The 13,647-nt window shown below is 36.1% G+C and carries 9 protein-coding genes; 6 read left to right on the forward strand and 3 right to left on the reverse strand.

The features are described from left to right. Window positions 1-48 precede the first annotated feature (48 nt). The 3 genes from RT261_RS03955 to RT261_RS03965 are packed head-to-tail and all read left to right on the forward strand — an operon-like array spanning window position 49 to window position 6,410. Window positions 49-1,806: an ABC transporter ATP-binding protein gene (locus RT261_RS03955; protein ID WP_313129622.1), complete on the forward strand. Its 1,758-nt coding sequence runs from the start codon at window positions 49-51 to the stop codon at window positions 1,804-1,806. A gap of 47 nt (window positions 1,807-1,853) precedes the next feature. Further along, window positions 1,854-3,644, forward strand: a complete 1,791-nt coding sequence (locus RT261_RS03960) for an ABC transporter ATP-binding protein (RefSeq protein ID WP_313129912.1) — start codon at window positions 1,854-1,856, stop codon at window positions 3,642-3,644. Between the two features lie 18 nt (window positions 3,645-3,662). Beyond that, window positions 3,663-6,410, forward strand: coding sequence for an ABC transporter ATP-binding protein/permease (locus RT261_RS03965; protein ID WP_313129624.1), 2,748 nt, complete (start codon window positions 3,663-3,665; stop codon window positions 6,408-6,410). A gap of 159 nt (window positions 6,411-6,569) precedes the next feature. Here RT261_RS03965 and RT261_RS03970 read toward each other — a convergent pair whose 3' ends face one another. From RT261_RS03970 to RT261_RS03980, 3 genes are all read right to left on the reverse strand, one after another. Continuing rightward, complete coding sequence (locus RT261_RS03970; protein ID WP_313129625.1) at window positions 6,570-7,856, reverse strand: LysM peptidoglycan-binding domain-containing protein; 1,287 nt, start codon at window positions 7,854-7,856, stop codon at window positions 6,570-6,572. Between the two features lie 120 nt (window positions 7,857-7,976). Then, a complete protein-coding gene (locus RT261_RS03975; protein ID WP_313129628.1) occupies window positions 7,977-8,993 on the reverse strand; it encodes a LacI family DNA-binding transcriptional regulator in 1,017 nt (338 codons plus the stop codon). A gap of 71 nt (window positions 8,994-9,064) precedes the next feature. Continuing rightward, window positions 9,065-9,835 carry a histidinol-phosphatase gene (locus tag RT261_RS03980; RefSeq protein ID WP_313129629.1) on the reverse strand — a complete coding sequence of 257 codons (771 nt, stop codon included), beginning with the start codon at window positions 9,833-9,835 and terminating at the stop codon, window positions 9,065-9,067. A gap of 240 nt (window positions 9,836-10,075) precedes the next feature. Here RT261_RS03980 and RT261_RS03985 point away from each other — a divergent pair, with 240 nt between their 5' ends. The 3 genes from RT261_RS03985 to RT261_RS03995 are packed head-to-tail and all read left to right on the forward strand — an operon-like array spanning window position 10,076 to window position 13,617. Further along, a complete protein-coding gene (locus tag RT261_RS03985; RefSeq protein ID WP_313129631.1) occupies window positions 10,076-11,362 on the forward strand; it encodes an extracellular solute-binding protein in 1,287 nt (428 codons plus the stop codon). 21 nt (window positions 11,363-11,383) lie between these two features. Further along, window positions 11,384-12,754 (forward strand): carbohydrate ABC transporter permease, encoded by a 1,371-nt coding sequence (locus tag RT261_RS03990; RefSeq protein WP_313129633.1) that lies wholly within the window; start codon window positions 11,384-11,386, stop codon window positions 12,752-12,754. Continuing rightward, window positions 12,751-13,617 carry a sugar ABC transporter permease gene (locus RT261_RS03995; RefSeq protein WP_313129636.1) on the forward strand — a complete coding sequence of 289 codons (867 nt, stop codon included), beginning with the start codon at window positions 12,751-12,753 and terminating at the stop codon, window positions 13,615-13,617. The genes RT261_RS03990 and RT261_RS03995 overlap by 4 nt, the downstream gene beginning before the upstream one ends. Window positions 13,618-13,647 lie beyond the last annotated feature (30 nt).

The following is a 13,647-nucleotide window of genomic DNA, read 5'->3' on the forward strand; positions in this document are numbered from 1 at the left end:
TTCTCTTTATGGGATATGATATCCCTTGCTTACAGAAAGGGGAATCATATGATTAAATTATTTAAAAATTTAACAAAAAAAGAATGGTCATTTATTGGAATCAGCCTTGTCTTTATTATAGCGCAGGTATGGTTGGATCTTAAATTACCAGATTATATGAGTGAAATTACAATGTTGGTGCAGACTGAAGGCAGCACAATGGCTGAAATCTTAACTGCGGGAGGAAAGATGTTACTATGTGCGCTGGGAAGCCTTGTTGGATCCGTCATTGTTGCTGCGTTAGCCGCAAAAGTTGCTTCTAACTTCGGTGCCAGATTAAGAGGGAATTTATTTGATAAGGTACAGTCCTTTACCATGGAAGAAATCAATAGATTTTCTACATCCAGTCTGATTACAAGATCCACCAACGATATTACACAGGTGCAAATGGTTGTGGTAATGGGCTTACAGGCTATGATTAAAGCACCTATTCTAGCAGTATGGGCAATAATGAAAATTCGTGGTAAGAGCTGGCAATGGACATTGACAACAGCACTTGCGGTATTGTCCCTGGTAGTAATTGTTGGCTGTTGTGTCATTTTAGCAATGCCTAAGTTTAAGCGGCTTCAAAGTTTAACGGATGATCTAAACCGGGTAACCAGAGAGAATCTTACTGGTCTTCGGGTTGTTCGTGCATATAACGCAGAAGAATATCAGGGCCGTAAATTTGAAAAGGCAAATACAGAATTAACTGGAACCAATTTATATGCCAACCATGTAATGGCTATGATGCTGCCTAGTATCCAGTTAATAATGAGCGGTTTATCCTTAGCAATTTACTGGGTGGGAGCGATTCTGATTCAAGAAGCCAGTATGATGGAGAGAATGACTTTATTTTCAGATATGATTGTCTTCTCCTCTTATGCAATGCAGGTAGTTATGGCATTTATGATGCTGATTATGATTTTTATTATGTTACCCCGTGCTTCTGTTTCCGGAAAACGTATTCTGGAAGTATTAGATACAGAACCAACTATCCTGGATGGGCAGATTACATCTTCAAAAACAAAATGTAAAGGCGAAGTGGAATTCAAAAATGTAAGTTTTAAATATCCGGATGCAGAAGGATATGTGATACGTAATATAAATTTTACTGCAAAAAAGGGGGAAACGGTGGCATTTATCGGTTCCACTGGATGTGGTAAAAGTACGGTAGTGAATTTAATACCACGTTTTTATGATGTAACAGAAGGGGAAGTTTTAGTAGACGGAATTAATGTGAAGGAATACAGCCAATACGCACTTCGTAATAAAATCGGGTATGTATCCCAAAAAGCAACGTTATTTGGAGGAACCATCAAATCCAATGTTGCCTTTGGAGATAATGGGAAAGACGGATTTCTTGCCACTGATATTATAGAGGCAGTTAGCACTGCCCAGGCAGCTGAATTTGTAGAAGCAAAAGAAGATAGCTATGATAGCTTTGTAGCCCAAGGTGGTGCTAATTTATCTGGTGGACAAAAACAAAGAGTATCCATTGCCCGGGCCATTTGCAGACATCCGGAGATATTTATCTTTGATGATTCCTTCTCAGCACTGGATTATAAGACAGACCGTAAATTACGTGATGCATTAAAACGTGAGTGCCCGGATGCTACCAAACTGGTTGTAGCACAGCGTATTGGAACCGTTCGTGATGCAGATAAGATTGTGGTACTTGATGAAGGAGGGGTAGTGGGAATTGGTACACATGAACTATTGATGAAAACATGTGAAGTGTATCAACAAATTGCGTATTCACAATTATCGAAGGAGGAGTTAGCGTGAGTCAAAAGGAAGAATATAAATTAGGGCAATCTAATCATAAAAAACAAATGGGACCACCGGGGCCAGGCATGGGCGGCGGTGGTGAGAAAGCCAAAGAATTTAAAACGACATGGGTAAAGTTAATTCAATATTGTAAAAAATATTGGTCAGTTATGATAATTGCATTGCTTTGCGTAGTCATGGGTACTGTGTTAACCCTAATTGGTCCTGACAAATTATCAGAACTTACCGATTTGATTACAAAAGGAATTGTGACAGGAATTGATTTAGATGGTGTTGCCAGAATTGGTTTGACATTAGTTACATTTTATGGACTTAGTTTTCTGCTGTCATTAATACAAGGTATGGTGATGGCGACTATTACACAAAATGTATCGAAACAGTTACGTGGAGATATTTCTGTTAAGATTAATCGTTTGCCCATGTGGTTCTATAATAATACAACAACAGGAGATGTGCTGTCTCGTGTGACCAATGATGTAGATACTATTGGGCAGTCTCTAAATCAAAGTGTGGGGACATTGGTTTCTGCAATTACTCTATTAGTGGGGTCTTTGGTTATGATGTTAAAGACTAATGTAATCATGACAATTACAGCAATTGTTGCAACTTTTATTGGATTTGTACTGATGATGCTTATAATGGGAAAATCACAAAAATACTTTGTACGCCAGCAGCAGCATCTAGGTGAAATCAATGGACATATTGAAGAAATTTATGCTGGACATACTATTGTAAAAGCTTATAATGGTGAAGCAAAGGCACGAAAAAAATTTGTTTCTTTAAATAATGAACTTCGGGAAAGTAATTTTATGGCACAATGTTTATCCGGATTAATGATGCCTCTGATGTCCTTTATCGGTAACTTCGGTTATGTGGCAGTTTGCGTAGTTGGTGCTGTTCTTGTAATGAATAAAACCATTTCCTTTGGAGTAATCGTGGCTTTTATATTATATGTAAGATATTTTACACAACCATTAAGTCAGCTTGCCCAAGCTGCCCAGTCTTTACAAACGGCTGCAGCAGCAGGAGAGCGTGTGTTTGAATTCCTTGAAGCAGAAGAAATGGAAGATGAGTCAGCAAAGACAAGAAAGCTTGACAATGTACAAGGTAAGGTTGATTTTGAACATGTACTTTTTGCCTATGAAGGGTCAGATAAAACAATTATTAATAATTTCTCGATTTCTACCAAGCCAGGTCAAAAAGTTGCGATTGTTGGTCCAACTGGAGCAGGGAAAACTACCATTGTAAATCTTTTAATGCGTTTTCATGAAATACAAAGTGGTACAATAAAGATTGATAATATTCCAATTCATCAGTTACCACGTGAGGAGGTTCATGAACAATTCTGTATGGTACTTCAAGATACCTGGGTTTTTGAAGGCACAGTACGTGAAAATCTGGTATATTGTACAGAAAATGTTTCTGAGCAAAGGTTAGAAGAAGCATGTAAAGCAGTTGGGCTGCATCATTTTATACGTACCCTTCCACATGGATATGATACGGTGTTAAATGATCAATTGAGTCTATCGGCAGGACAAAAGCAACAACTTACAATAGCGAGAGCTATGATTGCGGACCGGCCAATGTTAATTCTTGATGAGGCCACAAGTTCTGTAGATACCCGTACAGAGTTAATTATTCAAAATGCCATGGATGAGTTAATGAAAGGACGCACTTCATTTATTATTGCCCATAGGCTGTCAACAATTAAAAATGCGGATTTGATTCTTGTTATGAAAGATGGGGATATCATAGAGAGCGGAAGCCATAATGAATTAATGGAACAAGGCGGATTCTATGCAGACCTGTATAATAGTCAATTCGATGCAGCGTAAATAGGAGGGACAGATTATATGTTACAAATTAAAGAAATATCGAAACAGTATATAACTGGTGATTTGGTGCAAACAGCACTTAATAAAGTAAATCTAAATTTTCGTGATAACGAATTTGTTGCCATTCTAGGCCCGAGCGGGTCAGGAAAAACCACATTATTAAACATCATAGGCGGACTGGATCAATATGATTCTGGTGATTTGATAATTAATAATATATCTACACAAAAATACAAGGATAGAGACTGGGATTCATACCGCAATCATACCATTGGATTTGTGTTCCAAAGTTACAACTTAATTCCTCATCAGACTATACTATCTAATGTGGAATTGGCACTTACTATATCGGGAATCTCCAAGAGGGAACGCAAGGAGCGGGCCAAGGAAGCTCTTGAGAAAGTTGGCCTTGGGACACAGCTTCATAAAAAACCAAGCCAGCTTTCTGGTGGACAAATGCAGCGTGTTGCCATCGCAAGAGCCTTAGTAAATAATCCGGAAATTTTACTAGCAGATGAGCCAACCGGGGCATTGGATACTGAAACCAGTGTTCAAGTTATGGATTTACTGAAAGAAGTAGCAAAAGACCGCCTTGTAATCATGGTAACCCATAATCCGGAACTGGCAGAAAAATATGCTACACGAATTGTAAAATTAAAGGATGGGAATATTGTCGGAGATACGAAACCATTTCAGGTCAATCCAGAAGATGCTCCCAAAGCAGTGCATAAAAATATGGGAAAAACCTCAATGAAGATTAAAACATCCTTATCTCTAAGTTTTAACAATTTACGGGCCAAAAAAGGGAGAACTTTCCTAACTGCATTTGCCGGTTCTATTGGTATTATAGGAATTGCCTTGATTTTAGCCTTTTCTAATGGGGTTAATGAGTATATAGAGAATATTCAAAGAGATACGATGGCTTCCTATCCCATAACAATTGAAGCTCAGTCTATAGATTTGAGCAGCATTATGGGTGAGGAGATGATGGGAGGTCGTATAAAAGAAGAAGTCTCACATGATTTAGACTCCGTTTATTCCAATAGTAGTTCTTTAGAAATGGTGAATCGGTTAACATCTAGTTTTACAGAGAATAATCTGACGGAATTTAAAAAGTATTTGGATGATGAAAATAATAAAATTAGAGAGCAGCTTGGTAAAAATGGTGTAAAATATTCATACGATGTGGCATTTGATGTATATGCAAAGAATGCGGATGATACAATAATCGACACCAATACCAATGCGTTTTCTCTAAAACCTGAATCTTCAAGTACACCTGGTGCTCTGGGACAGTTTCAAGATAGTATGAGGAGTATGGTACCTGCTGGAGGTATGGGTTCTTCCGAAACCTTTGGAGAAATGCTTCCAGGAACAGAGGGTGATTTGGTAAGCGGCGTGGTGAAGGATAGTTATGATTTACTATATGGAGCATGGCCTCAAAATTATGATGAGGTAGTACTGGTATTAGATCAAAATAATGAAATTCCAACAACGGCACTTTATGCACTTGGCCTTATTCCAACGGAACAATATGATGCAATTATGAAAAGTATTGAAACTGGAGAAGAGTTTGAAGTGGAGACCTTTCATTATAATTACGATGAGATCAGTCAACAAGAATTTTATCTCATACCGGCCTGTGACTATTATGTGAAAAATGAAGATGGAACATTTCACAGTGTAAAAGGTGATAAACTAAAACTGGAAACCATGTTAAAGGATGCAATCAAATTACATGTTACAGGTGTCATTCGTCCAATGGAAGATGCAAAGAATGCGAATATAACCAGTGCCATTGGATACACCAATGCATTAACAGATTACATCATCGACTATGCCAATAATAGTGAGGTTGTAGCAGCTCAGTTGGCAAATAAAGCAGTGAATGTCTTAAACGGTATGGAGTTTGCACCTGAGGAAGATGCTGCACGAGTAGCAGATGCTAAGAATTATATTGAAAAATTGGGTGTTTCGGATAAGGCTAAATTATGGAGTGAACTTGCCAGCAAGATGTTTGCTGATAATCCGGAGCAATTGCAAGGAATTGCAAGTTTAGGAGAAGTACAATTAGCTGCTATGGCAGATGAATATTTTGCATCGGCAGATGATGAAGTATTTTTAATGCTATATGATAATTATATTTCAGTGGGAAGTTATGACAGTAATATGAGTGCATTTGGCTTTGTTAGTTTAGACGCTCCTTCTTCCATTAGTATCTATGCAGACACTTTTGAAGCAAAGGAGGCTATTGCAGATTTTATTACGGAGTATAACTCCTCAGTGGAAGAAGCATATCAAATTACGTATACAGATTTTGTCGCTATAATGACGTCCTCTATAACAACTATTATTAATGTGATTTCATATGTTTTAATCGCATTCGTGGCAGTATCGTTGATTGTTTCTTCTATTATGATTGGTATTATTACCTATATTTCTGTTCTGGAACGTACAAAGGAAATTGGTATTCTACGTGCAATCGGAGCGTCAAAACACAATATTTCACAGGTGTTCAATGCAGAAACTGGAATCGTAGGATTATTATCTGGTACACTAGGTGTTGGTATATCCTGCTTAATTCTAATTCCCTGTAATGCACTTCTTCGATCTCTTTTAGGTACTTCGGAGGTAAATGCAACATTGCCAGTGATTAGTGCAGTTATTCTAATAGCGTTAAGTGTAATCCTTACATTAATTGGAGGTTTTATTCCTGCGAAAAAAGCGGCTAGAAAAGATCCGGTTTCAGCACTCAGAAGTGAATAAACTCTGTGTTGATGTCTTATCGTCTACACAAATTTTGTCCTTGGCTCACATCTATGAGTTGTAGTACAAAGGCTGGAAAAGCTTAAAGCAGCTACCAGCCTTTGTAATTATTGTATACCAATACATTATCCGACAGAGATTTTTTTCGAACACTTTTTATCAAAATTCTAATTTCTCTATATCATACAGATTATTTATTACAAGCCACATCTGGGCGAAAAAGTACATATTATTCCATACAGATACTCCTTGCAGCCCATATTCTGGTATTAGCCCGGTTATTCTTTCTATGCTTCTGGCATCCTTAAACCATACATTGTGCAGCGTATCATCTACATTGTAATAAAAAAAGTAAGGTGCTGCCGCTATTTCATTATATTGTATAGGCACTCCGTTATCTACAGCAATTTGAATTGCCATGTCAAATGTGATTGCATTTGCTACGGTATGCCCGGGAATATAGGGAAGTTCCCAGTCATAACCAATTACAGGCATTCCAACTACCAATTTATTAGAGGGTACAATCTTTATAATCTGATTAATTATTTCACTTACAATATTAATCGGAGTTGCAGAAGCCGGTGGTCCATAAGAGTATCCCCAATCATAAGATAACAGCAGTATCGCGTCAACATATTCTGATATGACGGAATAATCAATAGTTTCATAAGTTATTTCCGTTCGTTCAATATTCACTCTCGGTGTTACAGTGATTGTATATCGCAAGCCTTCGCTTTTTAATCGTGTGCTCATTTTTATAATAAACTCTTGTATCAGATTTTTTGTTTCAGGAAATATATACTGAAAATATTGATTCAGACCATAATATCCCTTTGCCTTAATAGTAGCTACAATATTATCAATCATACGATCCTGTATATCCGGATTATTCAGAATAGCAAAAGCGGTCTCTTCGCTTCCAACTCCATATTCGGATAAAGTGGATACTAACATCATGGGAAATACACCGTATTCTTTTGCCATGTTTACAATATCCTGATCGTCAAGGTCGTTAAGGTTTCCATTGGCATCCACCCGATAATCAAACACCGTAAGAAATGTTAAGAAAGGTAATGTTTTTCTTAAGATGTCTCTATTAACATAGGAATAAACATATCCCCCTACTGATATTGTGCCAATTTTATTTGTATCATTGGTTATTGTAATGGTTTCGCCAGGATAAAGCCTGCCTCTGTTTGATAAATAAGGATTATTTCTCAAAATCTGCATCAAAGGAACATGATACATTTCTGCAATGCTTTCTAAGGTATCTCCTTCTTGCACGGTATGGTTTAATAAAGGGTATACAATTACAATAGTTTGGCCAATAGCAAGAGTAGAGGGAGTAGATATCTCATTTTCCAGTATCAGCCGATCTACAGAAAGGTCATAAAGCTCTGCAATAGAGGCAATGGTTTCTCCGGGTTGCACAACATGTATTATCATATTTATATCCTTACTTAAGCTTATATTAAGAATATATGTTATCTTCTAAAGAAAATACCTTTGCATTAAAATATACATGCTATTGGTTCCTGCCGTGACGCCGTCCAATCAGCTCATATTTTATTTACAAGATTCATTGGTAATCAGTTTCGCTTGAAACGTAATATGTTGCGGACTTCTTTCACGATTGATAAGACCAATGATTAAGTCATATATACAAATGGTAAGGTCTTTGACCGGTTGAACAAATGTTGTTATGGAAGGTACTAAATAATTAATTTCTTCAAGACCATCAAAGCTAATGATTTCTATATCTTTTCCTGGAACTTTTCCTACATCATGAATAGCCCGAATGGCAGCAATGCATACAATGTCGGCAACACAACAGATGGCGGTAGTTTCTGGATGCTTCTTTAATATATCTACTAAACCATCGTAGGAGCTCTTATAATTGTATTCTCCTTCAACCATATAGGATAAGTTATGTTCCAGATGATTATCCTTTAAGGCATTGGCATATCCTTTTACTCGTATTCCATAAACACTATTATCAATTTTTGAAGATATCAGTGTACATATATTTTTATGACCTTTATTAATCAAATAGGACATCTGGTTATATGCAGTTTCATAATGATTTACCTGAACACTGGAATAATTCGTTTCTTCCATATTATTGGGCAAAACTGTATTTACAAATACAATCGGGCATGTAAGTTCAAGAAAACGGTCGTGGGGTATGGGCTCGAAATTACCACCTATATAAATAATGCCATTTAGATTATTTGAGTTAGTATAAGTAATCAGCTCCTCAAATTTCTCTGATTTATCCTGTGCAAAATAGTTATCATGATATGACATTATAGTGTAATTTCCATTATGCAAACGTATGGATAATATTTCTTCTAATGTATCATATAAAGAATTATCCACGCCTTCGATTATTAGTCCAATAGAAGGTTTTGAACCTAAGCCTTTCTGCTGACGTGTATAGGAATTAGGCTTATATTGATTTTCTTCAATAATTTTAAGAACAAGCTGTCTTGTTGAACTACTGATATCCGGATAATTATTTAAAACTTTAGAAACTGTTCCAGGTGTTACATTGGCTAACTGGGCAATATCTCTTATATTCATTTTTGTAGAAACTCCTCATTCATTATAATCAGAACTATTCATTTCATTTTATCTTAAGTTGATTATAATAATTATAATACAGTGATTGGTAAAATTCCATAATCTTTTAATTTTTTATAAGCATATTCTACGGTACTATCCCAAACTTGATCCGGGTTATGGCAATCAGAGCCAACTATGACAGGGATATCAGTTTGGGAAACTTTTTTCCAGAAGGCCTGATGTGGGTATTGATAGCGGATTCCATCCGGAAATTCTGTTTTCCCGCGCCTGAAACCATTTGCGTTAAATTCCAGGATAGTATTTGTTTCCATAGAGGCACCAATTATTATATCACATGCAGTTTCGCAATTCTTATCCCATGGAAAGGGATTTAATAAAAACAAATCAGGATGTGCCACCATTTTAAAATATTTTGTTTTCATTGCTGAAGCTATGGCCTTGGCATAATCAATGTAGATATCGGTAGAATCTGCATTGTAAATATTAAAGTGTCCCTGAGAAGTTGTAAAAAAATGCTCACCTAAGAGTAAATATTGTAATTTTTCCTTGGTTAAAAGTTCTTCATAGTATTGATTATATTCAGGAAGATATTCTATTTCCAATCCTTTTATCAGTTTAATATCCTTGGAATATTTTACGGCTAGAGTATCAATTGTACTTGTGTAAGCTTTTAGTTGGTCATAAGACATTCGCAGTCCGAAGTCTTTATCTGGAAAAGGTGCATGATCTGAAAAACCTAATACATCTACCTTTGAACGAATGGCTGAAAGGACGTAATCTTCTTCTGAGCCTTGTGCATGTAAACACCGACTTGTGTGGGTATGATAATTAATTCGCATATGTCGCTCTCTTTCTATTTTGGTAATTATATGTTATTGTTTCCGGAAACTATCTAATTGGTCGATATAGTTTCGGAAACATTAATATAGGTATATAGTAACATTATACAAAGGATATTGCAATAACTAAAATTAAATTAGTAAAATAATATAATTAATTGTTGACACAGTATAATCACCGTGATAATATATTATATAGCTTGCGAAATGTTTCGCAAATATAAATTTGGAGGATTTTATATGAGAAAAAGAGGTTTAGCTTTATTGTTGATGGCAATGGTTGGAACTACTTTACTAGGCTGCTCAAAAAAAGCAGAAACAACGAAGGATAATAATGTAACATCGAATGAAACAATAAGTTCAACGGAGAATGTTGAACCTACTAGTGTGAAATTAAGTGTTTGGGGTCCATCAGAGGATCAAGACCCGCAATATGGAGAATGGCTCAATACAATGTGCAATAAGTTTAATGAAGAGCATCCTGAATGGGACATTGCATTTACTTATGGAGTCTGTACGGAGTCCGATGCTAAAAAATTAGTACCTCAAGATATTGATGCTGCTGCAGATGTCTTTTTATTTTCTTCAACCGGACTTGAGAATCTTTGCCAGGCAAATAGCCTTAGTCAGCTGGGTGGCAAGTATTTAGACAGTATCAACGAAAATTATCCCAAGGTTCTTGTAGATGGTTTGATGTATGAAGATGGTGGAGTATATGGTATTCCAATGACCACCAATACATTTTTTATGTACTATGATAAAAGTGTATTTTCAGAGGAGGATGTAAAATCTCTGGAGGCTATGCTGCAAAAAGGAAAAGTAGCCATTCCATTAACGGACGGATTTTATTCTTCTGCATTTTATTTAGGTGCCGGATGTACTTTCTTTGGTGAGGATGGAAGAGACAGGAATGCCGGAATAAATCTTGGTGGCGATAATGCTGTTGCTGTCACTGATTATTTAGTAGATTTGGTATCAAATCCTAATATGGTAGTGGCTACACCTGCTGATGCAATTGCAATGATGCGTGAAGGCAATGTAAATGCATATTTATGTGGTACCTGGCAGGCTGAGCAAACCAAGGAGATATTAGGTGACAATTTTGGAGTTGCTGCATTACCGAGCTTTAATCTTAACGGAACAGATACTCAGATGAGTCCTTTCGGTTCCTCAAAAGCTATTGGTGTAAAATCAACAACCAAATATCCTGAAGTTGCAATTGAATTAGCCATGTACCTTGGGGGATATGAGGGACAGAAGCTCCATTATGAAACGAGAAACTATGTACCTTGTTATAATGATTTGTTGAAGGATGCAAACATTCAGGCAGACATTGTGGTAAAGGCAGATGCTTATACAATTGCTAATATTGCTGTGCCTAGATCTAACTTTACAGAAATGTCATATTTTTGGACACCAGCAGAAAGCTTTGGAACAGAATTAAGAGATGGTGTAATTACTCATGATAATGCGAAAGCAAAAACAGAAGCATTTAATGTAAGTGCTAATTCTTCAGGTATACAGTAATAGAAAAAGAGGTTATTATAAATGAAAGTAAGGAAAAAGTCATTCTCTACTAAATGTAGTTTTACTTCTGCTTGGAAAAAAGGTTCCATTATTGTGAGGCTGTCATCCGTAATATTTGGGTTGGGCTGCTTTATAAGAAAGCAATTCGTAAAGGGCTTTATGCTTTTGTTTTCAGAGATTATTATTTTGCTGTTTATGATAAAGGAAGGTATGATTCACCTTAAGAAATTGATTACCCTTGGCGATGTGGAACAGTATAAAATCTGGAATGAGGCAAAAAGTATATATGAATATGTGGATGGAGATCGCTCGTTAACAATTTTACTATATGGAATTATAACTTTGGCAATTCTATTATGTGCTTTTAATTTATTGCGTATATCCGTAATTAATGCATATAAAGCAGAAGAATATGTGAAAAACAATAAAAAGCCACCAAGTTTCAGAGATGAAGTTCGGGAATTGTTTGATGGTAAATTACATAAAACATTACTATTTCTGCCGGTTTCAGGAGTACTGATATTCACTATCTTACCACTAATATTCATGATGAGTATGGCTTTCACTAATTATAGTGTTGAAAATAGTAAGCTTGTTCTGTTTGACTGGGTCGGTCTGAAGAACTTTAAAAATATGATAAACTTTGGAAGTAGTTTAGGTAGAACATTTTGGTCTGTTTTAGGATGGACTATTGTATGGGCAATACTTGCTACCTTTTCAAACTATTTCATAGGTATGATACTTGCTATGTTTATTAACTGGAAAGAAATCCGTGCTAAAAAGTTCTGGCGTTTTTGTTTTGTGCTGACGGTGGCAATTCCTCATTTTGTAACCCTTTTAATATTAAGGCAAATGTTACAGCCGGAAGGAGCTATCAATATACTCCTAAGAAGCATGGGTATTTTGGAAGCAAGAGAATCCCTGCCATTCTTTACAAATACAACTTGGGCACGTATAACAGTTATTTTAATTAATATTTGGGTGGGAGTGCCTTATACTTTGCTGCAGGTTACTGGAATTTTACAAAATATCCCCAGCGAGCTATATGATTCCGCAAAGGTAGATGGAGCTGGCCCTGCCATGATATTTAGAAAAATCACATTGCCTTATATGCTATTTGTAACTACGCCTTTCCTGATCACTGTTTTTGCAGGTAATGTAAATAATTTTAATGTTATCTTTCTTACCTCACAAGGTTATCCAAGAGCAGTAGAATCAATAGCGGGTAAAACGGATTTACTTATTACCTGGTTATACAAATTGACAATTGAAAATCAATATTTTGATGTTGGGGCAGTAATTGGTATTATGACGTTTATTTCATTGGGAATTGCTTCTTTAGTATCTTTCCGTTTAAGTGGATCTTATAAGAATGAGGAGGGCTTCCGATGAATAGTTTTAAGAAATATCCTTTAAGGAAAAAAATAATTGTATCATTGGCACATGTGATTTTAGCTATTACAGCGTTTGTATGGCTGATACCTGTTTTTTGGGTAATACTAACCAGTTTTAGAGGTACCAAAGGCTCTTATAGCTCAACATTTATTCCTACCAGCTTTACTTTGGATAATTACAAGAAGCTATTTACAGATTTTTCGGTTTTTAATTTTCCTCAAATGCTTGTGAATACTTTTCTAATTGCAATCATTAGCTGCTTAATCTCCACATTTTTTGTAATTGCGGTAGCATTTACTTTATCCAGATTACGGTTCAGATCAAGAAGAGCAATTATGAATGCAGCGATGGTCATAAATTTATTTCCAGGATTTATGTCAATGATAGCAGTGTACTACATATTTAAAATGTTTGGCTGGACTAATGGTCCAATGTTAAGAGTCGCTATGATAGCAGTTTATGCCGGAGGTGCCGGATGTGGATATCACATTGCAAAAGGTTTTTTTGATACCATTCCTTATGCACTTGATGAAGCGGCACTTTTAGATGGAGCAAATAAATGGAGAGTTTTAACAAAGATTATTATGCCCTTAAGTAGACCTATCGTTGTTTATACTTTATTAACGTCCTTTGCCGGTCCTTTTAAAGACTTTATGCTGGCAAAAGTCCTTTGTGGGTCGAATCAACAATATTATACAGTGGCTGTGGGGCTTTATCAGATGCTTGATAAGGAATACATTGATCAATGGTTCTGCAGCTTTGCTGCCGGAGCAGTAATTATATCAATTCCTATTGCATTTCTGTTCCTAAAAACACAGAAGTATTACGTAGAAGGTTTAAGTGGATCAGTAAAAGGTTGATGAGAGTATTACTAAAGACAGCATCAAACT

Source organism: Anaerocolumna sp., assembly GCF_032079385.1.
Taxonomy (GTDB): domain Bacteria; phylum Bacillota; class Clostridia; order Lachnospirales; family Lachnospiraceae; genus Anaerocolumna.

Bases quoted from the DNA above. Each gene is read 5' to 3' on its own strand.
- RT261_RS03985 (WP_313129631.1), top strand. From the start codon at position 10,076: ATGAGAAAAAGAGGTTTAGCTTTATTGTTGATGGCAATGGTTGGAACT.
- RT261_RS03970 (WP_313129625.1), bottom strand. From the start codon at position 7,856: ATGATAATACATGTTGTGCAACCCGGAGAAACCATTGCCTCTATTGCA.
- RT261_RS03960 (WP_313129912.1), top strand. From the start codon at position 1,854: ATGGGACCACCGGGGCCAGGCATGGGCGGCGGTGGTGAGAAAGCCAAA.
- RT261_RS03975 (WP_313129628.1), bottom strand. From the start codon at position 8,993: ATGAATATAAGAGATATTGCCCAGTTAGCCAATGTAACACCTGGAACA.
- RT261_RS03980 (WP_313129629.1), bottom strand. From the start codon at position 9,835: ATGCGAATTAATTATCATACCCACACAAGTCGGTGTTTACATGCACAA.
- RT261_RS03965 (WP_313129624.1), top strand. From the start codon at position 3,663: ATGTTACAAATTAAAGAAATATCGAAACAGTATATAACTGGTGATTTG.
- RT261_RS03995 (WP_313129636.1), top strand. From the start codon at position 12,751: ATGAATAGTTTTAAGAAATATCCTTTAAGGAAAAAAATAATTGTATCA.
- RT261_RS03990 (WP_313129633.1), top strand. From the start codon at position 11,384: ATGAAAGTAAGGAAAAAGTCATTCTCTACTAAATGTAGTTTTACTTCT.
- RT261_RS03955 (WP_313129622.1), top strand. From the start codon at position 49: ATGATTAAATTATTTAAAAATTTAACAAAAAAAGAATGGTCATTTATT.